This window comes from Pedobacter cryotolerans, from assembly GCF_005116475.1.
In the GTDB taxonomy this organism is placed as follows: domain Bacteria; phylum Bacteroidota; class Bacteroidia; order Sphingobacteriales; family Sphingobacteriaceae; genus Pedobacter; species Pedobacter cryotolerans.
On the sequence record NZ_SWBO01000001.1, the window covers coordinates 617,875 to 643,369 of the forward strand.

The 25,495-nt window shown below is 34.0% G+C and carries 26 protein-coding genes; 14 read left to right on the top strand and 12 right to left on the bottom strand.

Annotation, left to right across the window (positions count from 1 at the left end; translation table 11 throughout):
- Positions 1-3: 3 nt before the first annotated feature.
- Positions 4-2,781, top strand: coding sequence for a PAS domain S-box protein (locus tag FA045_RS02785; protein WP_136874203.1), 2,778 nt, complete (start codon positions 4-6; stop codon positions 2,779-2,781).
- A gap of 159 nt (positions 2,782-2,940) precedes the next feature.
- Here FA045_RS02785 and FA045_RS02790 read toward each other — a convergent pair whose 3' ends face one another.
- The 9 genes from FA045_RS02790 to FA045_RS02830 form a co-directional block, all read right to left on the bottom strand.
- Positions 2,941-4,323 (bottom strand): hypothetical protein, encoded by a 1,383-nt coding sequence (locus tag FA045_RS02790; protein WP_136874205.1) that lies wholly within the window; start codon positions 4,321-4,323, stop codon positions 2,941-2,943.
- A gap of 2 nt (positions 4,324-4,325) precedes the next feature.
- Positions 4,326-5,024, bottom strand: coding sequence for a ComF family protein (locus FA045_RS02795; RefSeq protein ID WP_136874207.1), 699 nt, complete (start codon positions 5,022-5,024; stop codon positions 4,326-4,328).
- A gap of 672 nt (positions 5,025-5,696) precedes the next feature.
- A complete protein-coding gene (rlmN, locus tag FA045_RS02800) occupies positions 5,697-6,752 on the bottom strand; it encodes a 23S rRNA (adenine(2503)-C(2))-methyltransferase RlmN (RefSeq protein WP_136874209.1) in 1,056 nt (351 codons plus the stop codon).
- A gap of 72 nt (positions 6,753-6,824) precedes the next feature.
- Positions 6,825-7,034: a type II toxin-antitoxin system YoeB family toxin gene (locus FA045_RS02805; RefSeq protein WP_225871248.1), complete on the bottom strand. Its 210-nt coding sequence runs from the start codon at positions 7,032-7,034 to the stop codon at positions 6,825-6,827.
- Positions 7,016-7,285, bottom strand: a complete 270-nt coding sequence (locus FA045_RS02810) for a DUF2683 family protein (protein ID WP_136874211.1) — start codon at positions 7,283-7,285, stop codon at positions 7,016-7,018. Before FA045_RS02810 ends, FA045_RS02805 begins: the two co-directional genes overlap by 19 nt.
- Positions 7,286-7,474: 189 nt before the next feature.
- On the bottom strand, positions 7,475-7,927 hold the full coding sequence (locus FA045_RS02815) for a hypothetical protein (RefSeq protein WP_136874213.1): 453 nt from the start codon (positions 7,925-7,927) through the stop codon (positions 7,475-7,477).
- A gap of 37 nt (positions 7,928-7,964) precedes the next feature.
- Complete coding sequence (gene rluF, locus FA045_RS02820) at positions 7,965-8,957, bottom strand: 23S rRNA pseudouridine(2604) synthase RluF (protein ID WP_136874215.1); 993 nt, start codon at positions 8,955-8,957, stop codon at positions 7,965-7,967.
- Positions 8,958-9,217: 260 nt separating this feature from the next.
- Positions 9,218-9,715 carry a DinB family protein gene (locus tag FA045_RS02825; protein ID WP_136874217.1) on the bottom strand — a complete coding sequence of 166 codons (498 nt, stop codon included), beginning with the start codon at positions 9,713-9,715 and terminating at the stop codon, positions 9,218-9,220.
- Between the two features lie 80 nt (positions 9,716-9,795).
- Entirely contained in the window at positions 9,796-10,485 is a 690-nt protein-coding gene (locus FA045_RS02830; RefSeq protein WP_136874219.1) for a helix-turn-helix transcriptional regulator, read from the bottom strand.
- 72 nt (positions 10,486-10,557) lie between these two features.
- Here FA045_RS02830 and FA045_RS02835 point away from each other — a divergent pair, with 72 nt between their 5' ends.
- Positions 10,558-13,017: a hybrid sensor histidine kinase/response regulator gene (locus FA045_RS02835; protein WP_136874221.1), complete on the top strand. Its 2,460-nt coding sequence runs from the start codon at positions 10,558-10,560 to the stop codon at positions 13,015-13,017.
- On the opposite strand, the gene FA045_RS02840 is transcribed toward FA045_RS02835, so the two are convergent.
- The 3 genes from FA045_RS02840 to FA045_RS02850 all read right to left on the bottom strand — a co-directional run bounded on the left by FA045_RS02840 (position 13,014) and on the right by FA045_RS02850 (position 15,094).
- Complete coding sequence (locus FA045_RS02840; protein WP_136874223.1) at positions 13,014-14,330, bottom strand: sigma-54-dependent transcriptional regulator; 1,317 nt, start codon at positions 14,328-14,330, stop codon at positions 13,014-13,016. The two genes, FA045_RS02835 and FA045_RS02840, sit on opposite strands and share 4 nt — an antisense overlap.
- Positions 14,331-14,398: 68 nt before the next feature.
- Positions 14,399-14,707, bottom strand: coding sequence for a hypothetical protein (locus FA045_RS02845; RefSeq protein WP_136874225.1), 309 nt, complete (start codon positions 14,705-14,707; stop codon positions 14,399-14,401).
- Between the two features lie 75 nt (positions 14,708-14,782).
- A complete protein-coding gene (locus tag FA045_RS02850) occupies positions 14,783-15,094 on the bottom strand; it encodes a hypothetical protein (RefSeq protein WP_136874227.1) in 312 nt (103 codons plus the stop codon).
- Positions 15,095-15,310: 216 nt separating this feature from the next.
- Here FA045_RS02850 and FA045_RS02855 point away from each other — a divergent pair, with 216 nt between their 5' ends.
- The 12 genes from FA045_RS02855 (at position 15,311) to FA045_RS02905 (ending at position 25,483) form a co-directional block, all read left to right on the top strand.
- Complete coding sequence (locus tag FA045_RS02855; protein WP_136874229.1) at positions 15,311-16,477, top strand: amidohydrolase family protein; 1,167 nt, start codon at positions 15,311-15,313, stop codon at positions 16,475-16,477.
- A gap of 171 nt (positions 16,478-16,648) precedes the next feature.
- Entirely contained in the window at positions 16,649-17,554 is a 906-nt protein-coding gene (locus tag FA045_RS02860) for an Abi family protein (RefSeq protein ID WP_136874231.1), read from the top strand.
- On the top strand, positions 17,545-18,498 hold the full coding sequence (locus FA045_RS02865; protein WP_136874233.1) for an NAD(P)H-dependent flavin oxidoreductase: 954 nt from the start codon (positions 17,545-17,547) through the stop codon (positions 18,496-18,498). The genes FA045_RS02860 and FA045_RS02865 overlap by 10 nt, the downstream gene beginning before the upstream one ends.
- Before the next feature lie 2 nt (positions 18,499-18,500).
- Positions 18,501-18,623 (top strand): hypothetical protein, encoded by a 123-nt coding sequence (locus tag FA045_RS19120; RefSeq protein WP_262709598.1) that lies wholly within the window; start codon positions 18,501-18,503, stop codon positions 18,621-18,623.
- Positions 18,620-18,904 (top strand): acylphosphatase, encoded by a 285-nt coding sequence (locus FA045_RS02870; protein ID WP_136874235.1) that lies wholly within the window; start codon positions 18,620-18,622, stop codon positions 18,902-18,904. Before FA045_RS19120 ends, FA045_RS02870 begins: the two co-directional genes overlap by 4 nt.
- Before the next feature lie 72 nt (positions 18,905-18,976).
- The gene (locus FA045_RS02875; RefSeq protein WP_136874237.1) at positions 18,977-20,458 is read left to right on the top strand and encodes a lipopolysaccharide biosynthesis protein; all 1,482 of its coding nucleotides are present in this window, start codon (positions 18,977-18,979) and stop codon (positions 20,456-20,458) included.
- Positions 20,459-20,495: 37 nt separating this feature from the next.
- Complete coding sequence (gene dut / locus FA045_RS02880) at positions 20,496-20,927, top strand: dUTP diphosphatase (protein ID WP_136874240.1); 432 nt, start codon at positions 20,496-20,498, stop codon at positions 20,925-20,927.
- 109 nt (positions 20,928-21,036) lie between these two features.
- Positions 21,037-22,734 (top strand): tetratricopeptide repeat protein, encoded by a 1,698-nt coding sequence (locus FA045_RS02885; RefSeq protein WP_169305007.1) that lies wholly within the window; start codon positions 21,037-21,039, stop codon positions 22,732-22,734.
- Positions 22,712-23,506, top strand: a complete 795-nt coding sequence (locus FA045_RS02890; RefSeq protein ID WP_136874244.1) for a DUF4292 domain-containing protein — start codon at positions 22,712-22,714, stop codon at positions 23,504-23,506. The genes FA045_RS02885 and FA045_RS02890 overlap by 23 nt, the downstream gene beginning before the upstream one ends.
- Positions 23,507-23,526: 20 nt before the next feature.
- Positions 23,527-24,813, top strand: coding sequence for a murein hydrolase activator EnvC family protein (locus tag FA045_RS02895; protein WP_136874246.1), 1,287 nt, complete (start codon positions 23,527-23,529; stop codon positions 24,811-24,813).
- Positions 24,814-24,859: 46 nt separating this feature from the next.
- Complete coding sequence (locus FA045_RS02900) at positions 24,860-25,249, top strand: Sec-independent protein translocase subunit TatA/TatB (protein WP_136874248.1); 390 nt, start codon at positions 24,860-24,862, stop codon at positions 25,247-25,249.
- A gap of 30 nt (positions 25,250-25,279) precedes the next feature.
- Positions 25,280-25,483: a Sec-independent protein translocase subunit TatA/TatB gene (locus FA045_RS02905; RefSeq protein ID WP_136874250.1), complete on the top strand. Its 204-nt coding sequence runs from the start codon at positions 25,280-25,282 to the stop codon at positions 25,481-25,483.
- The last annotated feature ends 12 nt before the right edge of the window (positions 25,484-25,495 follow it).

Here is a 25,495-nt window from a genome sequence, read left to right on the forward strand (position 1 = left end):
ACCATGTTTAAAAACCATCAGGTTACCCCAGAACAAGAAGAATTACGTTTAAAAGCACTATACTCCTATGATATTTTAGGGGAGGGGTTAGAGCATGAATTGGATAATTTGGTAAAGTTGGCAGCTCAAATTGCCAACGTACCAATGGCCTATATCTCATTTGTAGATAAAGAGCATGTTTTTTTAAAATCGGCTTTTGGTTTAAATACCGAAAAAAGAGAATTGCCTCGCAACATCACAGTTTGTGAACAGGCTATGTATTTCGATGAGCTTTTTGTAGTTCCTGATGTTGAGAAAGACCCCTATTTATCGAACAACAAAATCTTTTCTTTAGGATTGGGTATACGTTTTTATGCTAGTGCACCATTAAAAGATGCTGATGGATTTGCTTTAGGTTGTTTGAGTTTATTAGCAAAAGAACCTAAACAATTAAATGAAAATCAGTTAGAAGCACTAGCTACCTTAGCTGTTCAGGTTGTTGCGCAGTTGGCCTTAAGACGAAAAAATAGTCAGCTCGTTTCTCAAACTAAAAAATTCGAAGAATTTATTGATATTTTTAAGGTATCGCCTGAGATCCATGGTATTTTAGATAGAAGTGGAGCAATACTATTTATCAATGAAGCGGTAACTCCGATGCTAGGCTATAGTGTTGATGAGCTGATTGGCGAAAGTATCTGGAATTATTGCTATCGCGATGATATTAATAGGATTGTGAATGGTATTGAGCAGGGGCTTAAGAGTAAAAATAAACACTTTAACGTAGATTTTAGATTAGTAAGTAAAGAAGGGCAGGTTAAGTGGGTGAGCTGGGGAATGGTTGCTAAAGAAGGTAAATGGTACTGCTATGGTAGAGACATTACTGAAAAAAAATTAGTTGAAAATGAGCTCACTAAACTCTCTTTTGTAGCGAGTAAAGTAAACAATGGCGTGGTTATAAACGACGCTAACAATAATGTAACATGGGTTAATGATGCCTTTGAAAAAATAACTGGTTTTAATTTAGCAGATGTTAAAGGTAAACCATTAGGCGATTTAATTAGTGGCCCCAAAACAGATTGGGCTAAAATAGAAAATGCTAGAAAACTTACACAACAAAAGCAATCTTTTACGGTAGACATATTAGCCTACAGAAAAGACAAACAACCAATTTGGCTTTCTATTTACAATACAGTTGTTTTAGATAAGGATGGTAAAGTAGAAACTGAGGTTGAAATTATCATCGATATTACAGAAAAGAAAAACGCCGAAGAAGAATTAAATGTTTTATCGTTAGTTGCGAGCAAAACAAATACAGGCGTGGCTATTACCAATAAAAATGGCGAAATCACTTGGGTAAATGCCGCATTGGAAGAATTAGTTGGTTATTCTTTGGCAGAATTGCAGGGTAATATGCTGGGTAACGTTTTATCGAACATAGAAACAGATAAAGAATTAATTGCAAAAGCTAGAGAAAGTGCCAAAAACAAGCAAGCTTACCAAATTGAAGTATTGGCATTTAAAAAAGATAAAACTAGAGTATGGTTGTCTGTAGCTAATACTCCAATTATTGATAAAGATGGAAATTTAGAGCGCCAAGTTGAATTAATTTATGATATCACTCAGCGTAAACAGGTTGAGAGAGAAATGATAGAGGCACGAGAACAAGCTTTGCAGTTAAGCGAGGCTAAAGAAATGTTTCTATCGGTAATGAGCCATGAAATAAGAACACCCTTAAATGCGGTTATAGGGATGACGCATTTGCTATTAGAAAATGACCCTAAAGATTCTCAAATTGATGATTTAAACATTCTCAAGTTTTCTGGGGAGAATTTATTAAACATTATTAACGATATTTTAGATTTTACTAAAATTGAGACTGGAAATTTACAATTGGAGGCGGTTCCTTTTGACCTTCATTCTTTATGTATAGACATTATCAATTCACTTCAAGTAAATGCTAATAAGCGAGGCAATCAGCTTGTATTAGCCTATGATAGCGAAATTCCATCCAAACTAATAGGGGATAAAACTAGGTTGTATCAAATTATTGTTAATTTGTTAGGCAACGCGATTAAATTTACCAATGATGGCTTAATTAATTTAATTGTAAAGCTTGATAAAAGTAACAATGATGGCTCTGTAGTGTTTTTTGAAATTCGGGATAATGGCATAGGCATTCCAAAAGATAAATTATCTTATATTTTTGAAACATTTACACAGGCCCGATCAGACATTTCTCGTAAATATGGTGGCACAGGTTTAGGCTTAGCCATTACAAAAAAACTATTGAAACTTTACCAATCTGAAATTTTGGTTGATAGTATTGAAGGCGAAGGAACATCCTTTTCATTCGCAATTCATTTCAACAAGCTTCAGAGTTCTTACATCGCCTCTGAAAAAATGCCACTACCAGAATTTTTTACAGGGAAAAGAATTTTGGTTGTTGATGATAATGAAGTTAATATTTTAATTGCGAGAAGGTTTTTAAGTAAATGGGGTCTTGAATTAGACTTTGCCTATAATGGTGAAGAAGCAATCAATAAAATTGTTAATCATACTTACGATTTGGTGTTTATGGACATTAGAATGCCTGGTATAGATGGTTTTGATGCCACAAAAATAATTCGTGAAATACCTGGAGATTATTATCAGCAAATACCTATTATTGCTTTAACAGCATCTACATTAAATGACGAAACTACCAAGTTTAAAGAGTCGGGGATGAATGGGCATATTTTAAAGCCATTTAATCCAGAGGAAATAAAAAAGGTGCTTGCAGATTTTCTTAGTAAAAAAGACTAGATATTAGTTGCTGCTCCATTGCTAACTCATCATTATAAATAGCCTTAAAAGTAAAGGGCCGATATTTCAGAAGAAATACCGACCCTTACCATCTAAATTAACGCTCTCGATTATATAAACGATATGCAGTATGATTTGTTTTAAAAAAAGTTTAATTTTTTAATTCGCTTCGTAACAACCTGGTGTTGAAGGAAATATTCTAGATTTATTTTTTAAATCTTTTTTCAGAAAAGTAGAAAAGTAATTATCTGAACTAAGATTAAAACCTTTTTTTACAATTGCACTATTTGTAGCAATCTCAAAATTGTAGTTTTCGCTACTTAAAAAGGATGGATCAACATTCATTAAATTATCAGCATAAATAACTTTGCTTGTTTTAATTAAGTTGTTTCTTAGCACAGTGGTTAAAACTGTTGTAGGTGATTTTTTGTCGATTGAAAATTCATCGGCCAATGCCCCATAAATAATATTATTCGATAATTGTAAGGATAAATTACTAGCCTGTGTAGTGCTTATAAAATCTGATAGGTAAACCGCAGCAGTTTTTCGAGCAAATTTATTGTCTTGGTAGCCAGCAAAAGTGTTTTGTTTTAAGTTATAACTGCCGCCGCCAGCACCATACAACAGATACTGACCGCAATTAAAAAAAAGGTTGTTAAAAGCAGTAATATCGGTTTCATATCCTAATAGTCCAACAACCTCCATATTTTTAATAACGGTATTTGTTAATAATAATTTGGGTTCAGAGCCTGTAGATCTTCCATCAATGGTAAGTCCGGCGGTTGCATTTTTAATTACCGCATAATTGATGGTAGAATTTTTGCTTTCTGGATAGAGATGAATACCATTCCATTGTCCAGTTTCATTTGCATAAACTCTTTCTAAACGATCACTGGTAAACAAAACCGTATCTGCTTTTGTGCCGTTTACATTTAATGTACCTCTTACACTCATGGTGCTATTGCCATGAAACAATATTTTAGTGCCCGGATTTACGGTTAATGTTGTGTTTTCTGCAACGGTTAAAGAGTTGTAAATAATATAAGGAAGTTTACTATCCCAAACCATATCGCTAACTATTGTACTGTTTTTGATGAAGTTTGCATTTTGACCATAAGCAACTAAAGGGATACTTCTTTTTTGCCCATTAAAATAAAAAAGAATAGAGTCTTGAACCACAAAAGGTAAGCTTTCTGTAGTTGGGTTGATGTTAACTTTTACAAAAACATTGATAGAATCGGTTCCGTTTAATTTAAGATTATTGATTTCTGCAAGGGGTTGCCCGTTAATATTTAAGCTGAATGCAGATGTATTGCCCCCGCTTAGTTTGATGTTGCTTAATATAATTGCAGCTTCATTAGGGTTTGATATTTTTAACCTTCTACTGCTTGAGCCAATTGAAGTGAAAACAGTATCAAATAAAACGCTATCTGTTGAAAATGCAAGTTTGGCATTTGCATCAAAAGTAATCTCCTCATCCTTATTGCAAGCTGCAAAAAGAAAGCTAGTAAATAAGCTTAAGATGAGTAGTTTTAAACGCATAATTATTCTGCAAAAGCCACTGCGGCAATACTTAATTTTTTAATACCACTATTTAATAACGCGTTTCCACATGCCTCTAGTGTAGCGCCAGTTGTAATCACATCATCAACCAATAAAACATGAAGGTTTTGTAAATCTTCTGTATGTTTAACATCAAAAACCGACTGCATGTTTTCGTAACGCGTATACCTGGTTTTTTTTGTTTGTGTTTCTGTAGATTTCGATCTGATTAAATGTTTAATACTTACAGTTTTACTTAAGGTTTCAGCAATTCCATCGGCAATGGTTTTACTTTGGTTGTAACCACGTAATCGCTCTTTACTGTAGTGTAAAGGTACTGGGATAATTAAATCAATATCCTTATAATCATTACTAAGCTGCAATTTGTCGCCTAATAAGTTACCAAGTTTAACACCAACAGCTGTTTTTCCTTTATATTTTAAACTATGCATCAAATTTTGCACTTTAGTTCCCTTTCTAAAATACAACATTGCCATTGCATTGGTGTTTGGCAATCTGCCCCAAAGTTGTTTCGCAACCCTGTTTTCCTCGTGCAAATGGAAATCTGTAAAAGGCAAATCTCTCAGGCATTTGATACAGATTTCTTTTTCGCCATAATATAAATGTGTACCACAAGCATTGCAAAGCTCTGGAAAAAGCAGCGCAACTACATCTAAAGCTAATCGATTGATGGTAAACATGTTCCAATTTAACAAAATTCTTAAGAAAAGAGAAGATTATGTTTAACTATACAATTTTATGATTGTTTTAGACGCTTGGTGTATTGGTTTTTAGAAAAACAATGTAAATGGTTTTTGGCGAATGTAGCCCCGCCATACGCTACAAATTTTGTTTACTGGTCTTCGACTACCTGCCTACCGCAGGCACAATCATTAAGTTAAGCGTTGGCGGGGACGCCAACGCTGGAAGTTTCTTATGTTGGCGTCCCCGCCAACGTGTTAATTTTTCTTAACTTAAGGACATTATCCGCAGGCAGGCGCTCAGACTGACACGTCACAAAATTTTCCGCTGCTGTCGGGTTTATATTACAAAGTGTGTGGTTCTTGGCGGTTTGCAGCACTAAATAGTAGCAAACAACTGCGTTGCTAAACCTGCCTGCCCAGCAAGCAGGCGGGATGGGAATGAAAATTCTTTTTGTTTTTTCTTTAGCTTTTACCACTTTAGTAGCGTATTAGAAAGAAAGTTGTAACGCTTAAAAACAAAAAGCTTCCTTTCTACGGTCAATGGTTAAACTTAGCGTTGGCGGGGACGCCAACTCAGGAGTTTTTCTCATTTTGGCGTCCTCGCCAACATTTTAATCATTCTTAGCTTAATAATTGCCCTGCGGTGTGCTGGAAGATTACGCTGGCAAATTAGTTATCAGCAGATTCTTTAACCGCTAACTGACCACAAGCTGCATCAATATCTTTTCCTCGGCTTCGCCTGATGTTGGTATTTACACCATGGTTACGTAAGTATGTTGCAAAAGCATCAATTTTATCTCCTTCGGCATTAATAAAATCAGCAAATTGTATGGGGTTGTATTCGATTAGGTTTACTTTGCAAGGTACGTGTTTGCTAAATTTAACCAAATCCATGGCGTCTTCAATTTCATCATTAAAGCCATTAAATACAATGTATTCGTAGGTTACTGGGTTTTTGGTTTTTTGGAAATAGTATTTTAAAGCTTCGGCCAATGCCTTTAAAGAGTTGTGCTCGGTTATTGGCATAATTTCGTGGCGTTTGGTGTCATTAGCAGCATGTAACGACAGTGCTAAATTAAACTTTGCGCCATCATCGCCTAGCTTTTTGATCATTTTAGCAATACCGGCTGTAGAAACGGTAATGCGTTTGTACGACATGTTTAACCCATCTGGAGCTGTAATTCTTTCGATAGACTTCATCATGTTTGCATAGTTAAGCAAAGGTTCGCCCATGCCCATGTAAACTATATTTGTAAGCGGAATATTGTAATTTTTTTTGGCTTGCTGATCAATTAAAACAACTTGATCGTAAATTTCATCGGCATTTAAGTTACGTTTACGATCCATGTAGCCCGTAGCACAAAATTTGCAGGTTAAGCTGCAACCCACTTGCGAACTTACACAAGCTGTCATGCGTTCTTCAGTAGGTATTAAAACACCTTCTACAATATTGCCATCATGTAAGCGGAAAGCATTTTTGATGGTATGATCGTTACTAAATTGAGCACTATTAATTTCAACAACGTTGATGGTATAGTTTTCATCTAATTTTTTACGCAAATCTTTAGATAGATTACTCATCTCCTCAAAACTGCGGGCAGATTTTTCCCAAAGCCATTGATAAACTTGTTTTGCTCTATATGCAGGTTCCTTCATTTCGCTAAAATGTTGCTGCAATTGAGACAAATCTAATGAACGGATATCTATTTTTTTGGTGTTGATCATATTATTTGTCGCTGTAATGCCCTAAAGCTGAAATGATGAAAACGGTTACAATATTTTCATCAATTTTATAAATTATCTATCTTTTTGATTTATTCTTCTTGACCAATATCCAGTAAATTCGTGTTTTAATGCTTCTGGATTTCCTATGCCTGTTTTTGGATGGACTTTTAGCTCTTCATAAATCTGGCCTATCCTATTAATGGTCGTTTTGTTGCCAGCTTTATGATGACGTTTAAGATCTTTTTCAGCCCTAGCTTCTAAAACTATAATATATTCTCCCATAAAGATTTCGACGGGTCTAATATTTTAACATTTCCAGCTTTGATAGATTTCTCCGCACGCTCTACAGTTTCTACCAAATCTTTACCGTATAAAGCGATTGTTTTTTCTCTTTCAGATAAATCTTTTGTTGATTTTTTCTCAAAGGGAACTTTCAAAGCTTTAGCAAATGCTTTTAAAGCGGCTAATTGCTCTTTGCTTTCAGGATGCATGATTAAAGTTTCCATAGGTATAAGGTTTAATAAACTATTCATGCAAAGGTAATTAAAAAGCTTGAGGCATAAAAGCTACAAGTAATAAGATGAATTTATCTTGATACTCGATACACATTACTTTATGACTATTCGAAGTTGGCAGCTTGAAACAACAAAATATCTGTATACACTATTTGTGCATTCCAGCTACTATTTGTTGGGGATAAATCAGTTTCCATCCGAACACAATTACCGGCCAACAACTTTCTTAATTGTTTCCTTTTCGAGGAATTTTATCTCATTTAGCAAGCAAGCACCATTTCCCCCTTCGATATTTCTGTAACCAACAACTATATCACTGGCTGTTTCTTCGATTTGGATAACAACAATTAATTCTTCTTTTTTTGTGTCGAAATCTGTCAGGTAAGCCAATTTAGGCAATTGTATTTCGTATGGTTTATGTGCAACACCATTGTTATTGATGTAATAAACTGCTAAACCATTTTTTACATCAGTTTCGGTTGCAAGTCTGCCGTTTATTGCTGGTGTTTCGGCCCAAGCTTTTAAGTTTATTGACGGCCATAAGTCACTGCTGATTGTGTCTTTTGGGTTTTCATTTGTCATTTTATCTGTTGTTTTGCTGTTGTCTGAGCAACTTATCAAAAGGAATAATGAAATTATTATCGTGAATACTTTTTTCATTTAGCCTGTATAACTAATTGATTAACTGTGCTAGCTTCTACTTCCTCTTCGGGCTTTTTATTTTTGCACCAGGAGCACCTTGTTTGCCATTAGATGGGCGTGTTGGCCTTTTGCTCGGGCCGTTACTTTTAAACCAATCGTTTGAAGCAGCATTGCTATTTCCTCTTGGTGCACCGCCACTTGATCTGTTATCTGGATTTGATTTAGCAGCAGCAGCTCTTCCTTTAGATTTGGCGAAACGTTGTGCAGGTTTCTCTAATTTTTCTTCAGCAGATTTTTTATTTACTCTTTTTGGGGCGGCGGGTTTCTCTGAACTAGATTTAGCCACCATTTTAAAAATTTCTGCCTGTTCTTCTTCTGTTAATTCCCTCCAATCGCCAACAGGCAAACCTTTTAAAGTAATGTTCATGATGCGGGTACGTTCTAGCTTGGTTACCTCAAAGCCAAAATGCTCGCACATTCGTCGTATTTGTCTGTTTAAACCTTGTATTAAAGTAATTTTAAAAACGAAAGGACTTTCTTTAGTTACTTTACATTTTTTTGTCATTACACCTAAAACAGGTACGCCCTTACTCATTCCTTCAATAAACTGATCGGTTAGCGGTTTGTTTACTGTTACGATATATTCTTTTTCGTGGTTATTACCCGCACGAAGAATTTTATTAACTAAATCGCCATTATTAGTTAAGAAAATTAAACCTGATGAATCTTTATCTAATCTCCCGATAGGAAAAACACGCTCGCTGTGGTTTACGTGATCTACAATATTGCCTTTTACGTTTGCTTCTGTAGTACTGGTAATGCCTACAGGTTTGTTATACGCTAAAAGGATAGAGTTTTCTGCTTGTTTAGGTTCAATTGTATTTCCATTTACGTTTACAATGTCTCCAAAAAACACTTTATCGCCAACTTTAGCTTTACGGCCATTAATAAAAACCTGACCAAGTTCTATAAATCTATCTGCCGCTCTTCTCGAGCATAAACCGCTTTCGCTTATGTATTTGTTTAACCTTGTAGTTGGATCAGTCATTGGGTACAATTAGTATGGAATGTTACAAAGTTAACATTTTAACACATCTATACATTATAACTAAGTAGAAACATAGCCCCATGGTAATAAACTTGAGGTGTTGATAAGATAATGGCCTAATCATTTGGATGATTTGTTGTTGCTGCATGAAATTTAGAGCGTAAATAAATTATCAATCCTTTTTAGGTTGATAAAGCTTGGAGAGCTTTTTTAGATAAAAACTTTGTCAATCTTTTAAAGATTGACAAAGTAGCTTACTGCTAAAAAGTATGATCATCGGCAGTAGGGCCGTAACTAGCTGGAACAGCAATGTTGAGTAAGCGAAAATAAACACCTAATTGAGCTCTATGGTGCGTAGTTTGACTAAAGGCAATCCTAATCATTTCATATACTGTAACATCTACATGTATAGTTTCTCCAGTTCTTAAAAGCCATCTTTCATTTAAATCTTCTTCTTTTGCATTTACTAAACTTTCATTTGCTTCAGTTAAACTTTTTTCTAATAAGGCTAAAAGATCATCGTTGCTTTTAACCGTTACAGGTTCATAAGGAGCAATGGCAAAATCAAGTTCTTTGGTTGTTAAAGCTAATTTTATCCAACCTGGTAATTCGGCAATATGAGTAGCTAAAGCTTGTATTTTCATGCTTTTTTCGTGGGGAGCCCAATCTGCTTTTTCCATTGGTACACTAGCGAAAAATTTACGTGTAGTTTGTGCTTCGCTTGCTAATTCTGTTGATAATAATTTTAAAATATCCATAATTTTCTGAGTTTGTACTACAAAGAAAACAGGCGGAACTGACAACCCTATGTCAGTGTAAAAAAAGATAAATAAAATAATTAATAGTTAACAGGCAAAAGTTTCATGTAATCATTTAAGGCCATGTGTGCTGCTTTTCTAAAAGGAATTTCTGTACATTTAACTAGAATGATGCTGCTTACTTTAAAGTCGCGGTATTCATTTCGTAAATGGCACCAGGCAATTAAATGCCAGCTAAATGCATAAAAAATTAATCCGATAGGTTCAATTTCTCTTTTGCTAATTTCTTCTTTATTGTTTTTGTAATCTATTTCAATTACGCATCTGGCGGATATCGCATTTTGCAAAACAGAAAGATGCCCGAAATCATTTGTTAAACGATTTGGTAATTGCAGTTTAATGTTTTCATTTAAACTTTCTAACTTTTCTTTTTGAGCAGTTTTGAGTACCGCTTTAACTTTATTTAGCGCAGTAGTGTAATTATTGGTAATAGATTTGTCTGCAAAACCTGCTATAAAGCGTTCCATCAATATCAATGCATTGGCTTCGTCAGAATTAAAAGATATTGGCGGTAAAAAATAACCCTGTACAATAAAATACCCTTTATTTTGCTCAAAACTTAAGGGAATGCCTTGCTCGCCAAGCGCTTTCATATCTCTATATACCGTACGTAAACTGATGTGATATTGGTTGGCAATTTTTTCTGCAGTTACATATTTTTTAGATTGAAGTAGGATTAAAATTCCAAAAAGTCGGTCAATTCTATTCATGATATTTTAAAGATATGGCATTTTTAAAAACTAATTAGTAATAAAAAATATTATATATAGTTATAAAAACAGATGGTTAATCAGAAAAGGTTTATTGAAGCTACCAAAGGGAAAATCATCATTGGATTTTTGTTGGCTTGTTTTGCGCTGTTATTGGCTTGGGGTATCAGTAAATTTGTGTTTGGCGAAATGTTAAACACGGTTGAACAACTTTCGGCGCCAAACAATAGATTGCGCATTGTTAATGAACTTTCTCATCAAACCGCTAGATTAGATCAACTTCAAAAAGATCAGGCATTTAATAACGATGCCAATAAAAATAATTTTATTTTAAAAACTAGGCGTTTAAGAAAAAGCTTAGATACACTTTCTCAATTATACGAAAGAGATACTGCACAATTATTAAGAATAAAATCAATCAAAAAATTATTGGCAGATAGAGATAAGCAATTTTTAGCTTACCTAAAAGTGAGGGAAACGTTGGTGAATACCAAATCCTTTTCAAACGAAGTAAAAAAACTTAACGAACTGGTTTCGCAAAGATCAAGAGAGGCAGATAGTGCTGTTTTAACTACCAGAACGTCAACATCAACTACCACCATTGCTCCAGAAGATGATGGTAGATCTAAAGGATTTTTAAATAGATTATTTGGTAAAAAGAAAGCTGAAGTTTATAAAATTATTGACGAAGAATTTCAGGTAAAAAGAGATACCCTAAATGCTGCGGTTGAAGATAGTGTTATGATGGGCATCGAATCGTCTTTACTAACTATAGAAAAGGAACAGCAATATAAAAGTAACCGATTTTTAAAAAAAGAAGCTGAGTTAGCGAATGCCAGTAACCTCATTACACAGCAAATGTTAACTTTATTAAGAGAGGTTGAGGCAGAAACGGTAGCTCAGATAGATGAAAGAAATACCGAAGCAAAAGATGTGGTTGGTGAAGGAATTATTCAAATTACCATCATTATTGTGGTGTTTTTTTTAATGACCTTAATTTTGGGTTATTGGATATTGAAAGATATCGGTAAAAGTAACCGTTATCGAATTGCTTTAGAGGAAGCTAAAGAGGAAGCAGAATATCATGGTTCGGCAAAACAACGCTTTTTATCGAACATGAGTCATGAAATTAGAACGCCCTTGCAATCAATTTTAGGTTATTCGGAATTGATCATGCGAGAGGAAAATCCTAATCCTAAACATATCAAAGCTATCCACAGCTCATCCACACATTTGCTGCAAATTGTAAATGAAGTGTTAGATTATAACCGAATTATCTCTGGAAAATTTAGTTTTAATCCGCAAGATTTTAATATGGCTAAGTTATTGGATGAAGTAACTGCTGGAATTATTCCATTAGCCGACAAAAAGCAGATTAAATTTATTAGAAACATCAGTATTGATGAACATCATTTTGTAAATGGAGATCCTTTTAGGCTGAAGCAGATTTTATTTAATGTTTTAGGTAATGCCGTTAAGTTTACGGTAAATGGTAGTGTGATATTTAAAGTAACTGCTAAGCAAACAGCTAAAGAAATTTACTTCAATTTTATTGTAGAAGATACAGGAATTGGATTTGATGATGCCAACGTAAATGTGATTTTTAAAGAGTTTGAGCAAATAGAAAAACCAGCTCATCACATCGTAAATAAAGAGGGTACTGGTTTAGGCTTAGCGATTGTAAAAGAATTGGTAGATAACCAGGGCGGCAGAATTGAAGTGAAAAGCACGATTAATGTCGGCACTACTTTTAGTATCTCCTTGAAATATAATTTAGCAGAAGAAAATTTATCAGAAGCACAACTTGATGAGCCAAAAAATCATCTGTTTAAACCTAAAGTTTGGGTTATTGATGATGATTTATTGATTTTAGAATTATGCGCCTTAATATTTACACAACACCAGGTTCCGTTTGCTAAATTTAGTACAGCAGCTCAATGTTTAAACGCATCAGTTGACGATGACATTAAATATGTATTGCTTGATATGCGTTTGCCAGATATGTATGGGTTAGATTTATTCGCTTTGCTTAAAGAAAAAATGCCCAATGATGTTAAATTTTATGCGATAACAGCCCAAGTTTTACCGAATGAAAAAGACCATGTTATTGCTGCAGGATTAGATGGATTGATTACAAAACCTTTTAAAGCAAGTGATCTACTTTCCATTTTTGATGAAACTTTAGTAGCCGATCAAGTAGCTTACGATTTAAATTCGTTGGAGCGAATGACGATGGGCGATAAAGATATGCTCGCAAAAATATTAATACAATTTAAAAAGGATTGCTTAAACGACATAGATGAATTGCGTTTTAATGTTGATGGGCAGGATGTAGAAAAGGCAAGGTTAATTATCCATCGCCTTGCGGGCAGAATTGCACAAATTGGCGCAAATGAGCTAGGGACAGCATTTAGAATTTTAGAGCAGGAGGTAGCCGATAAGCAAAAAATTGAAGCGCAAGAGCAAAAACGAATGGAGATTTTGATTGCGAAACTAAATCAGTTAATAGATCAATTGCTTACAGCTAACTAATCAATACTGTATTTTTCCATTTTGCTATATAATGTTTTGCGATCTATATTGAGTATTTTGGCTGCTTTAGATTTATTGTGTTTAACTTTATTCAGCGTTTCAATAATTAGGTTTTTCTCGTTTACTTCGTTAATCGCTTTTAAATCTGATGAATTTGGCAACTGCACTTGCTCAACTGCTATCGTCATTTCTTCTGGTAAACTTTGTATGGTAGCAACACCATCCGGACTTAGCAAAACCATTCTTTTAATTACATTTCGCAGCTCTCGTAAATTTCCTGGCCAGTCATATTTTAATAGTAAGGCTTTGGCATCTGCCGCAATTTCGCTTACATTTCTATTGAGCTCCTTGTTAGCTATATTTATAAAGTGTTGTATAAAAAGTTCTAAATCTTTTCCTCTTTCTCGCAGCGGCGGGATAATAATTTTAAATTCGTTTAAGCGATGATATAAATCTTCTCTAAACTCGCCAGTTTTCATGGTGTTGTTTAGTTCATCGTTTGTAGCTACAATTATCCTAACATCAACATTTATCAATTTATTGCTGCCTAAAGGTTGTATCACTCTTTCTTGCAAAGCTCTTAAAAGTTTAATCTGTACTTCGTAGCTTAGGTTTCCAATTTCATCTAAAAAAAGAGTACCCCCATTAGCCATTTCAAACTGACCTTTTTTATCATTTACTGCACCAGTAAATGCGCCTTTTACATGGCCGAAAAGTTCACTAGCTGCTAAATCTTTAGATAAAGCGCCACAGTCTATTGCCACAAATGGTTTGTTCTTTCTTTTGCTCTCATTGTGTAAAGTTCTGGCTGCAAATTCTTTTCCAGTTCCGCTTTCGCCTTGTATAATTACAGACATGTCTGTTTGGGCAACTAAATCAATATGCGCATATAAGCGATCAGAGACATCGCTTTTACCTTTAATTAAATCTTTATTTTCGGTTTTTTGTGGCTCTTTTTTTTCAAGTAAACCTTTAATTACCATTAAAAGTTCATCAGGGTTAATGGGTTTGGTAATGTAATCGAAAGCGCCTAATTGTATAGATTTAACAGCTGTTCGAACATCATTAAAGCTAGTCATGATAATGATTGGAACTTGTTGCCCTTTATTGCGTACGTATTTCAATAAATCTAAACCGGTGCCGTCTGGTAATCTGTAATCAATTAATAGCAATTTATATTCTTGCTTTTCAACTAATTTAAATGCCTGATTTAAATCTGCAGCAATTTCTACCACATAGTTGTTTTTGCTTAAAAATCCTTCAATTATTTGAGCAAAAGTGGCATCATCTTCAATAATTAGTATTTGAGACATATACAAAAATAACAAAAGCCAGAGAGAATCTGGCTTTTGTTATGATATAAGAATTAATTTTTGGGAAATTATTCTACTGGTTTACCTTCTGCGTCAAATTTTAAAGAACCTACTTGTTCTTCTTTTTTAACATCAACTTGGTAATACATTTTGTCTCCATCTTTAACGCTAAACGCTGCAGTTGGTGTCCAAGTAGCATAAGGCTCAACCTTTAAAATGTCGGTAATAGGTTTAGGTAGTTCTTCTAATTTAATAGGTGTTTTAACTACACTGTCTTGTACTGTAACAACTTGGTTAACGTTTTTTACTTCTGAAGCTTGCGCTGTTGCAAATCCTGCGAATGCTAAAAATGCAGCTGATAAAATTAACTTTTTCATAATATGATTTTTTTAGTGTTGCATTAAAAGCAACTTTAAAATTTAATTGATTGAGCTTTTAGAAATGTGTACTAATTATTCTACTGGTTTACCTTCTGCGTCAAATTTTAAAGAACCTACTTGTTCTTCTTTTTTAACGTCAACTTGATAATACATTTTTTCTCCATCTTTAACACTAAATGCAGCAGTTGGTGTCCATGTAGCATAAGGTCCAACTTTTAAAATATCTGCAATTGGTTTTGGTAATTCTTCCAATTTGATTGGCGTTTTAACCACGCTATCTTGAACTGATGTGATTTCGATATTTTTAATTTTAGAATCTGAAGCCTGTGCTGTTGTGAAACCTGCGAATGCTAAAAACGCAGCTGATAAAATTAATTTTTTCATAATGTATAATTTTTAAATTTTATTTGTGAAACTATACTAGCCTATAGTACATAATGATGCCAAGGCATGCCAAAACATTTAAATCACTGATATTTAATATATTGCGTTTAATTGTTGAGTATGATAGTTGTAGAGATGTGCAACACTTTGTTGCAACACGCAACATAGTTTACTTTAAGCTTTTGGGTTTGGTAAAAGAATGCAGTTAATTTGTATATGCAAAAATTCATTTCTGCCAATTGGATATTTCCTGTTACTGAACCTGCAATGCCTAATGGTGTATTAGAAATTGATGGCGAAGGAAAAATTCTTCAGGTATTAACTCAAATTGAAGCTAGGAGTAAAGGAGTAACTAACATTGAATTCTTTGAAGGAGCACTAGTTCCAGGTTTTGTAAATACCCATTGCCATTTAGAGTTATCCCATTTGTATGGCAAAATTCCGGAGCGAACAGGCTTGCCCGCATTTGTAAAAGAAATTGTTGCACAGCGTACTGCAAGTGATGAAGTGGTGTTAAAAGCAATGGAACTTGCAGATGAACAAATGTATACAAATGGAATTGTTGCCGTGGGCGATATTTCTAATCAGTTGATATCTAAATATATCAAACAGAAAAGTAAATTATATTACCACACATTTGTGGAAGTTTTTGGCTTCAATCGCCCATCAGAACCAATTATAAATGATGCAATAGATTTAAGGAATGATTTTTTGCCGCTAAAATCAAGTATAGTTCCTCATGCACCTTATTCTGTATCTGCTGATTTATTAAAAAGTATAGCAATCCACACAAGGGAAATTGATTTATTGAGCATTCATAATCAGGAAACAGCAGCTGAAAATGAGTTTTTTGAAGTAGGCACTGGCGATTTCGATTTAATGTATCAGCGCTTAAATATTCCAAAATCCGAAGTGCATGGCAACGGTAAAAATTCTTTGAATTATCACTTGCCAAAACTTCCCAAAAATGTGAATACACTGTTGGTGCATAATACTTTTAGTAGCAAAGCTGATGTAGATTTCGCTGAAAATCAGCATCAGAAACTATTTTGGTGTTTATGTCCGAATGCCAATTTATACATCGAAAATAATTTGCCAGATGTGGATGTGCTGAAATCAGAAAATGTGAAAATTACTTTAGGGACAGATAGTTTGGCGAGCAATCATCAACTCAGTATTTTGTCTGAAATGAAAACTCTGCAAGACCATAAAAATGTTCATTTTGCAGATTTATTAAAATGGGCAACTTTAAATGGTGCAGAGTTTTTAGGTATTGAGCAACAATATGGAAGTTTTGAAGTGGGTAAAAAGCCGGGGATTTTAAATATTGACTTGGATTCAACGTTTAAAATTTTAAACAATAAAGTTAAAAGGGTTATCTAAATTTTTGGTTACTTTTTAAGATCTTAGTTTTAATAAACAAATAAATTATAGTTGTGATTTGCTTTCATTCTTTGAATTATCTATATTTGCAGTAACAGTACACGCCACGCTACCCATAAGAACAGCGTCCCAGGGCGTGTCTTTTGCTTTAATAGGCTTTTTATTTATTCTATGTACAATAAAATTCCATTTACTATAGAAGAGCAAATCAATCAACTTCAACAAAGAGGTTTATTTATTTCAAATGCTGGTTTAGCCAAACATTTTTTATCCCATATTAGCTATTATCGCTTGGCTGGATATTGGTGGCCAATGCAAAAAGAGCCAAAAGATCTGCATATTTTTAAGGATAATAGTAAGTTTGAAGATGTAATTGCGCTCTATAATTTTGATAGGGAACTTCGAGTTGTTATTTTTGATGCCATAGAAAAAATAGAAATTAGTTTACGTACTAAACTAATATATCACTTATCTCACGAGTTTGGGGCATGGTGGTTCCAAAATTTAGAAATTTTTATAAATGTTCCTGAAGCAATAAAAACTCTAGCAGTAATTGAGGAAGAAATAACTCGTTCTAAAGATGTTTTTATAAAATCGCATAAAACAAAACATAAAGATGATTTGCGTTTTCCTCCATCTTGGAAAACATTAGAGCTAACTAGTTTTGGTTCATTATCAAAAATCTATGGCAACTTAAAAAACGATATAAAATCTAAAGATATTATTGCTAAAGAATTAGGTCTAGTTAATCATACTTTTCTGCCTAGTTGGTTGCAATCATTGGCACAAATAAGAAACTATTGTGCACATCATAGTAGGCTATGGAATAAAAATTTGCCAGGAAGACCAAAGCTTTTACCGAATCCTCCTTGCTTATGGATTGAACAAGTTCCTGAGGCTAAAGATATGCATATGTTATATATACATTTATGTTGTATTAGATATCTTTTAAATATCATTCAACCTCAAAATAATTTTAGAACTCAATTGGTTGAACTTTTGGAGAAATACCCAAGTGTAGATTCCAATGCATTAGGATTAAAAATAAATTGGCAAAATGAACCTTTATGGTTATAAAAAACTTAATCTGTAAACTTTTCAATATTCAATACCCTATTATCCAAGCCGGTATGGTTTGGTGTAGCGGTTGGCGCTTAGCTGCTGCAGTTTCTAATGCAGGTGGATTGGGAATTATTGGCGCTGGTTCCATGTACCCTGAAGTTTTGCGAACACATATCCAAAAATGTAAACAAACTACTTCAAAACCATTTGCAGTTAATGTTCCTTTGCTATATCCAAATGTGAAAGAAATTATTGATATTCTGGTTGAAGAAAAGGTGAAAATCGTTTTTACTTCGGCTGGCAATCCTGCTACATGGACTTCATTTTTAAAAGAACATGGAATGATTGTAGTTCATGTTATTGCGAATACGAAATTTGCTTTAAAAGCGCAAGATTGTGGTATTGATGCTTTGGTAGCCGAAGGTTTTGAAGCAGGCGGGCATAATGGAAGAGAAGAAACTACCACTTTATGTTTAATTCCGATGATTAGAGCTGTAGTAAAAATCCCAGTTATTGCCGCTGGCGGAATTGCAAGCGGAAAATCAATGTTGGCCGCCTTTGCTTTAGGTGCCGATGCTGTACAAGTTGGTTCTGCCTTCGCAGTGGCTGAAGAATCATCAGCTCATCCTAATTTCAAAGCAAAAATCATTACTTCCGCCGAAGGCGATACCAAATTGCGCATGAAAAAGTTAGTGCCAGTTCGTTTATTAAAAAATGAGTTTGCAGATGCAGTAGCACAAGCTGAGGCTGAAGGGGCTAATGCCGAAAAATTAGTCCAATTGTTAGGTAGAGCAAGAGCAAAATTGGGTATGTTTGAAGGTGATATGATACAAGGTGAATTAGAAATTGGTCAAGTATCAGCTATGCTGAATAAAATAAAACCTGCTGCAGAAATTTTGAACGATATTTGGAATGAATTTTTGCAGGAGAAGAAAAATTTAGAAAAATTGGAGTTTTAATTATGCTTTTTAAAAGAATATTAGCCGTTGTAACCGTAATTTTAGTGATTTTAGCAATTGTGTTGCTTAAAAATAAAGGTAAGCAAGTGCATGTTAAACAGCCACAACAAGAAGTTAAGCAATGAAACACATCAATATAAAAGTAATAGGGAAGGTTCAAGGTGTTTTTTTTAGGGCAAGCACTAAAGCAGTAGCTGACCAAATGGGGGTTAAAGGCTTAGTGAAAAATGAAAAAGATGGTTCAGTTTACATAGAAGCAGAGGCAGATGCAACAACTTTAGAAATGTTTTTGGAATGGTGCAATGAAGGTCCTGATAAATCTAAAGTAGAAAGTGTTGAAGTTGAAGATGGAGAGTTTAAAAATTATCGCAACTTTGAAGTGGTAAAAAAGAACTTACTTTGGTAGCTTATAAATTGTTTGATTGTTTGATTGTTGGGATTGATCTCACATCTCACATCTCAATACTCAAATCTAAGAATGTCTGTATATAAAAAATTTCTGGGGCAAACGGCAGTATATGGTTTAAGCACCGTATTTTCTAGGCTATTCAATTTTATTTTAACCCCAATTTATACTTCGGTTTACCAAAAAGGGGTGTATGGTATATTTACGAATATGTATGCCAATGCTTCACTGATCAATGCAGTTTTGGCATTTGGTATGGAAAGTACTTATTTTAGATACCTCAATAAATTTGAAGATAAAAAGCAAGAGGTTTACAACAACTCATTTTTGTGCATCGCCTTTGTCTCAACTTTGTTTTTGGCAACAGGGTTGATTTTTTCTACATCCATTGCAACTTATTTAGCTACAGATGTTTCTGAAATAGCCGATTATAAACAATATGTAAGCTTCTTTTTATGGATTTTATACATTGATGCAATTTGTGTAATTCCTTTTGCAAAACTGCGTGCCGATGGTAGACCATTTAAATATAGTGTAGCCAAATTTTTAAATATTGGATGTTTTGTTGGCTTTAATCTGCTATTTATTTATGTTGTTCCAGCTATCATTAAAAACGATTGGTTAGGCGCTTCATGGTTTTCGTCATGGTACCGCTTCCAGTGGATTGGTTATGTTTTTTTATCAAACCTAATTGCTAGTGTTGCTACATTTATTTATCTATTGCCAGAGTTTTTAAAACTGCAGCTAAAATTTGACAGCAAGCTATTCAAAAATATGTTTGGCTACAGTTGGCCAATTTTAGTTGCTAATTTATCTTTTATCATTAATGAGAATTTAGATAAAATTGTACTCAAAAAGTTATTACCAGATGATATTGCAGATGGAGAAGTAGGTATTTATGGGGCAGTTTGTAAAATCGCAATTTTCTTGAGCATTTTTATAACCGCATTTAGATTGGGTGCCGAACCGTTTTTCTTCAGCCATGCGAAACAAGAAAATGCAAAACAAACTTACGCCACAATTTTAAAGTACTTTGTAATTGCTTTGGCTATTCTTTTTGTTGGCATAATTGCCAATATCGAATTGTTAAAATATTTTATCCAAAAAGAAGAATATTGGGTGGGCTTACCAGCAGTGCCTTATTTACTATTAGGGTATGTTTGTTTGGGCATTTATATGAATTTATCTATTTGGTATCGCTTATCAGATCAAACCAAATTTGGCTTGTATATTTCGGTAACAGGAGCTGTAATTACAATTGTTTTAAACTTAGTTTTAATTCCTAAGTACAGTTATATGGGCTCGGCTTGGGTAAGTATGCTAGCCTATTTTGTAATGATGGTATTATCATATGTTTTAGGTCAAAAACATTACCCAATACCTTATAACCTAAAAAAAATATCGATTTATTTAATCATTTCTACAGCGATTGTTTTCTCTTCATTTTTTCTCTTTAATCGAAATATCTACATCGGTAATGCCTTGTTAATTGCTTTTGTTGCTGGAGTTGCTTATTTTGAAAAAAATGATTTAAGGAAAATGCTAAAACGATAAATTTCTCAAATCTCACATCACAATACTCATATCTAAAATGAATATCAAAATCATCAACCATTCTACGCATCCTTTACCAGCTTACGAAACTGCTCATGCAGCGGGTATGGATTTAAGAGCTTTTACGCCAGAGCAAATAACAATTAAACCATTGCAACGTTTATTGGTTCCAACTGGTTTGCATATCGAGTTACCAATTGGTTACGAAGCACAAATTAGACCGCGTAGTGGATTGGCATTTAAGCATGGGATTGGTATTGTTAATTCTCCAGGCACAATTGATGCCGATTATAGAGGGGAGATTAAGGTATTATTGGTAAATTTATCTGATACCGAATTTGTAATTAATGATGGAGATCGAATTGCACAAATGGTAATTGCAAAACACGAAACGATTAGCTGGGATAGTGTTGATGAATTAAGTGATACTGCTCGTGGAGCAGGTGGCTATGGGCACACTGGCAAATAATGATAGAAGGAAAGAATGATTGAATGAGGGAATGAGAGAATGAATGGATATTAAGATCGCTTATTATTCAGTCATTCAAAATTCATTCCTTCAAAATTTTAATAAAAGCATGAACTTTAAACTACTATTTTTCCTTTTCTGTTTGTTAAGCATAAAGAGTTTTGCGCAAGAGATGCCTGTTTCTAATGCAAGGGAAGAAAATGTAGTTAAGGAATTGTTTTTTACTGGATTGAAGGATAAAATGGCCGAAAATTATGTAAAAGCCAGTGTTAGCTTTAACAAAATTATTGCGCTCGATCCAAAAAATGATGCCGCTTATTTCGAGTTGGCTTCTATGAATTATCGGCAGAATAAATGGTTAGATGCCGAAATAAATATTAAAAAAGCGATTGCTTTAAAATCTCAAAATATTTGGTACTTACGCCTCAACGCAGAAATTTATAAGCGTAATGGAAATATGGATGCACTGGTAAGTGTATTTAATCAACTAATAGCATTGTCTCCAGAAACTGAGGATTTTTATTTCGACAAAGCAAATGCCCTATTTATTTCGGGTAAGGTTGATGAAGCTAAAGCAGCTTATGACTTATTAGAGCAAAAATTTGGTAGCTCAAAAGAATTAATAATGGCTAAACAGCGCATTACCTTACAGGATAAAGGCGCAAAAAACGATAATGCTGTAGAGAAATTAATCGCCGAGAACCCCACCGATGTTAAAAATTACCTTTATTTAAGTGGTGTTTTATTAGAAAAAAATAAACCAGAAGAAGCATTACAACTGTTACAAAAGGCTAAAGTTATAGAACCCAATAACTTTGAGATCGATTTGGCATTGGCCGATGTTTATCAATCTCAACGGAAAAATGAATTAGCAATTGTTCCATTAAAATCTGCTTTTGCACATGCTGAAATGCCTGTTGCCAATAAGCTTAAAATTATTGCAGCTATGTTGCCTCGCTTTAATAATCAATTGGTTGCCAAAGATGCTACAGATTTAATAGAGATTGCCATAAAAGCACAGCCTAATACTGCTAAATTGTTGCTGATGTATGGCGATGTATTATATCAACAAGGCAACTATAGCAGCGCAAAAGAGCAATATGCCGCCGTATTAAAATTAGAAGAGCAAAATTATTTAGCATTAGAGAAACTTTTGGCCGTACAAACTTTATTGGGACAATATAATGAAGCTATTAAAACTGGTGAAGATGCACTAACCATTTATCCTAACCAAGCCGTATTATATTATTACAGGGCTTTTGCTTTACACAGAAATGGACAAAACGCAGAAGCTGGTCTTGAAATTAAATCAGCTTTGCTTTTAGATGCTGATGATGACAATCTGAAAGCAATGATTTTTGCTTTGCAAGCCGAGGTATTAATTGATCAAGAGAAACTAAAGGAAGCCGATGCCGCATTTGAAAAGGCAATTACATTGGCGCCAAACAATTATTTAACCTTAAGCAATTATGCCTATTATTTGGCCTTAAGAAATCAAAACTTGCCAAAGGCAGAAATGCTGGCCGAAAAGGCAGCAAAAGCTTTACCAAAAAATGCCTCTGTTTTAGATACTTATGCAATGGTTTTGCTAAAACAAGGTAAGTACGATTTAGCTTTAAAACATATAGAACTAGCCTTGCAAAACAATGAGGCGTCAAATCCTGTTTATTTGGAGCATTACGGCGATATACTTTTTTTTAAGGGAGAAAAGGAAAATGCTGTTGTGCAATGGCAAAAAGCCAAACAAGCCGGAAATGGATCCGAAAAATTAATTAAGAAAATCAATGAAAAGAAATATTTTAAATAGCCTGATTTTAGCTTCATTAACTATCATCGCTGTTAGTTGTAAACCTAAAAAGGTAATTGTTGCCACCCCTACTGTAAGCACAGAAAAAGTTGAAGTTGGTGCAGATAAGAAAAAGGAGAATTTGGCGTTACTAAAAGGTAAAGATTTAGCTTTCAACACACTTTCGCTTAAAGGTAAAACTAGTTTAGATGTAGATGGCGATGTAAATAATGTTACCATGAACATTAGGATAGAAAAGGATAAGAAAATTTGGGTAAGTGTTACAGGTTTAGCTGGTATAGAAGGTGTTAGAGCAGTAATTACTCCAGATAGTTTATTGATGAGGAATAATTTGCAAAAAACATTTGTTCAAAAACCATTTAGTTACATTTATGGCTTTACCAATAAACAAGTAAATTTTGGTTTATTGCAAGCTATACTATCTGGTAACACTATTGATGAATTTATGACAGAAAAATCTAATTTAGATCAAGAAGGTGGTGTATGGGCTTTGAGCGGAAGTGCTAGCGATTTAGTTTACAAAGTTTTATTTAATACTTTATTAAAACCTGCAGAAGTAAATTTAAATGATGCTAAAAGTGGTCAGGCATTAAAAGTAGTGTACGGAGATCACACTCAGATAAACAATGCTTTATTTCCATCTAATCTAAAATTGAACTCTATGGCAGGAGCAAAAAAAATCAATATAGCTATAGAGTTTAATAAAATTGATACAAATGTTCCTTTAACGTTTCCGTTCTCAATACCTAAAAATTTTGAGCGAGTAAACTAATTTTTATATTTTTGACGTAAATGAAGTTAAACAAACTATTTCTTTCACTGCTATTTATAGCCTTAGCTAACACTGCTTTTGCACAACAAGACAGTAAACAACTTAAAGCGTTAAAGCAAAAAAAAGAAGCCATAGAGCGTCAAATAGAGCTTGCTCAAAAAAACCTTAACAAAACGGCAAGCGGCAAAAAACTTACTTTGGGGCAAATTAATACCATAAAAGCTCAGGTACGTTTAATGCAAGATAAAATATCTACCATTAACTCAGAAATGAGGAGTTTAGATAATCAAATTACAGAAAATACGGGTAAAGTTCATAATCTTCAATCTCGTTTAAGTGATTTGAAGAAAGAATATGCAGGTATGATTAGGTTTGCGCAGCGTAACCAAAACTCTTATGATAAAATGATGTTTATTTTTGCAGCGAAGGATTTTAACCAAGCCTATAAAAGAATTAAATATTTACAGCAGTTTGGTCAATATCGTAAAAAGCAGGCTGCTTACATACAAGGAACAGAAAAAGATTTAAATAATCAGATTTCTGTATTGGATAGAGATTTGAAGAACAAGCTTAATTTGCTTAAACAACAAGAAGGTGAAAAAAGCAGGTTAGATCGCAAGAAAAACGAGCAGGCCAAAGTTTTAACCAGTTTAACTCGCGACGAAAGAAAATATAAACAAGACATTCAAAAAAATAGGCAACAACAAGTTGCTATTGACCGCCAAATGAGGGCTGAAATTGCTCGTATTATTGCCGAAGAAAAAAGAAAAGAAGAAGCGAGGATTAAAGAAGCTGAAAGATTAGCAGCCGCTAAAGCAAAAGCTGAAGGTAAAGAACCACCAGCAACAGTGACTGCAAAACCTAAAACTACAAGTCAGATTTTACGAAATAGTCCTGAGAACGCTAAACTTTCAGATGCTTTCGAAAGTAATAAAGGTAACTTACCTTGGCCTGTGGCTAGTGGTGTAATTACAAGTAGGTTTGGGCCGTATTCTGTTGGTACTGCCAAAGGGCATAATGATGGAATTACTTATCAGACTGCTGAAGGAGCAAGTGTAAGAGCGGTTTTTAATGGAACGGTAAGTCGCGTTGGAGATATGTTTGGTAAATATTATGTGTTAATTAGGCATGGAGAATATATCACAATTTATCAAAACTTAAAAAGCGTTAGTGTATCATCAGGACAAGCTGTAAGTACTAGACAAACCATTGGTACAGCAGCTATAAATGATGGTATGCCAGAAGTTAGTTTTCAGATTAGTAGAAGCGGAGTGCCATTAAATCCAGAAAGTTGGGTAGCAAGATAAACCTAAAGCTATATTATTACGTATATTTGTATAAAATCGATTTAAAATGTATCAGAGTACACTATTAGACTTCTTGAACATGGGTGGCGGAGAGATGATGATGATCTTAGTAGCCGTTCTTTTGTTGTTTGGTGGTAAAAAATTACCCGAATTAGCAAGAGGTTTAGGAAAAGGGATCAGAGAATTTAAAGATGCATCAGAAGGGGTTAAAAGAGAAATCCATCGCAACATTAATTCCGTAACTAATGAAGAGGAATTGAAAAAAGAAGATGAAAACCATGCTTTGCGTCATCATCCAGTTGAAGAGGAAGTAGCAGTTGTTGATCCTTATTCTGCACCAATTGATCAAATAGATTTAGAGCAAGATCAAACATCAAAACCCCAAGAAGAAGAAAAAATTAAAGTTGAGAACAAGAGCAATGAAACTCATTCTTAACATTTGTTAAAATATTTTAAATAAATAATCATGGTACAACCAACAATTTTAGCCGCTATTGGCCCAATGGAAATTACACTAATTGTAGTAGTGTTATTGTTACTTTTTGGCGGTAAAAAAATTCCTGAATTAATGCGTGGTTTAGGTAGAGGAATGAAAGAGTTTAAAGAAGGAAAAGATGGAGTTGATGGTGAAAACACAACAACCAATAATCCTAACCAAACTAAACCTTAATTCGTACAAAAA

Excerpts from the sequence above, each read along its gene's own strand:
- FA045_RS02795 (WP_136874207.1), bottom strand. The coding sequence starts at position 5,024 with ATGTTTACCATCAATCGATTAGCTTTAGATGTAGTTGCGCTGCTTTTT.
- FA045_RS02890 (WP_136874244.1), top strand. The coding sequence starts at position 22,712 with ATGAAAAGAAATATTTTAAATAGCCTGATTTTAGCTTCATTAACTATC.
- FA045_RS02815 (WP_136874213.1), bottom strand. The coding sequence starts at position 7,927 with ATGAAAAAAGTATTCACGATAATAATTTCATTATTCCTTTTGATAAGT.
- FA045_RS02855 (WP_136874229.1), top strand. The coding sequence starts at position 15,311 with ATGCAAAAATTCATTTCTGCCAATTGGATATTTCCTGTTACTGAACCT.
- FA045_RS02895 (WP_136874246.1), top strand. The coding sequence starts at position 23,527 with ATGAAGTTAAACAAACTATTTCTTTCACTGCTATTTATAGCCTTAGCT.
- FA045_RS02900 (WP_136874248.1), top strand. The coding sequence starts at position 24,860 with ATGTATCAGAGTACACTATTAGACTTCTTGAACATGGGTGGCGGAGAG.
- FA045_RS02875 (WP_136874237.1), top strand. The coding sequence starts at position 18,977 with ATGTCTGTATATAAAAAATTTCTGGGGCAAACGGCAGTATATGGTTTA.
- FA045_RS02830 (WP_136874219.1), bottom strand. The coding sequence starts at position 10,485 with ATGAATAGAATTGACCGACTTTTTGGAATTTTAATCCTACTTCAATCT.
- FA045_RS02860 (WP_136874231.1), top strand. The coding sequence starts at position 16,649 with ATGTACAATAAAATTCCATTTACTATAGAAGAGCAAATCAATCAACTT.
- FA045_RS02865 (WP_136874233.1), top strand. The coding sequence starts at position 17,545 with ATGGTTATAAAAAACTTAATCTGTAAACTTTTCAATATTCAATACCCT.
- rlmN (WP_136874209.1), bottom strand. The coding sequence starts at position 6,752 with ATGATCAACACCAAAAAAATAGATATCCGTTCATTAGATTTGTCTCAA.
- FA045_RS02825 (WP_136874217.1), bottom strand. The coding sequence starts at position 9,715 with ATGGATATTTTAAAATTATTATCAACAGAATTAGCAAGCGAAGCACAA.
- FA045_RS02845 (WP_136874225.1), bottom strand. The coding sequence starts at position 14,707 with ATGAAAAAGTTAATTTTATCAGCTGCATTTTTAGCATTCGCAGGATTT.
- FA045_RS02810 (WP_136874211.1), bottom strand. The coding sequence starts at position 7,285 with ATGAATAGTTTATTAAACCTTATACCTATGGAAACTTTAATCATGCAT.
- FA045_RS02805 (WP_225871248.1), bottom strand. The coding sequence starts at position 7,034 with ATGGGAGAATATATTATAGTTTTAGAAGCTAGGGCTGAAAAAGATCTT.
- FA045_RS02885 (WP_169305007.1), top strand. The coding sequence starts at position 21,037 with ATGAACTTTAAACTACTATTTTTCCTTTTCTGTTTGTTAAGCATAAAG.
- FA045_RS02850 (WP_136874227.1), bottom strand. The coding sequence starts at position 15,094 with ATGAAAAAATTAATTTTATCAGCTGCGTTTTTAGCATTCGCAGGTTTC.
- FA045_RS02785 (WP_136874203.1), top strand. The coding sequence starts at position 4 with ATGTTTAAAAACCATCAGGTTACCCCAGAACAAGAAGAATTACGTTTA.
- FA045_RS02835 (WP_136874221.1), top strand. The coding sequence starts at position 10,558 with ATGGTTAATCAGAAAAGGTTTATTGAAGCTACCAAAGGGAAAATCATC.
- FA045_RS02840 (WP_136874223.1), bottom strand. The coding sequence starts at position 14,330 with ATGTCTCAAATACTAATTATTGAAGATGATGCCACTTTTGCTCAAATA.
- FA045_RS02870 (WP_136874235.1), top strand. The coding sequence starts at position 18,620 with ATGAAACACATCAATATAAAAGTAATAGGGAAGGTTCAAGGTGTTTTT.
- FA045_RS19120 (WP_262709598.1), top strand. The coding sequence starts at position 18,501 with ATGCTTTTTAAAAGAATATTAGCCGTTGTAACCGTAATTTTAGTGATT.
- FA045_RS02905 (WP_136874250.1), top strand. The coding sequence starts at position 25,280 with ATGGTACAACCAACAATTTTAGCCGCTATTGGCCCAATGGAAATTACA.
- rluF (WP_136874215.1), bottom strand. The coding sequence starts at position 8,957 with ATGACTGATCCAACTACAAGGTTAAACAAATACATAAGCGAAAGCGGT.
- FA045_RS02790 (WP_136874205.1), bottom strand. The coding sequence starts at position 4,323 with ATGCGTTTAAAACTACTCATCTTAAGCTTATTTACTAGCTTTCTTTTT.
- dut (WP_136874240.1), top strand. The coding sequence starts at position 20,496 with ATGAATATCAAAATCATCAACCATTCTACGCATCCTTTACCAGCTTAC.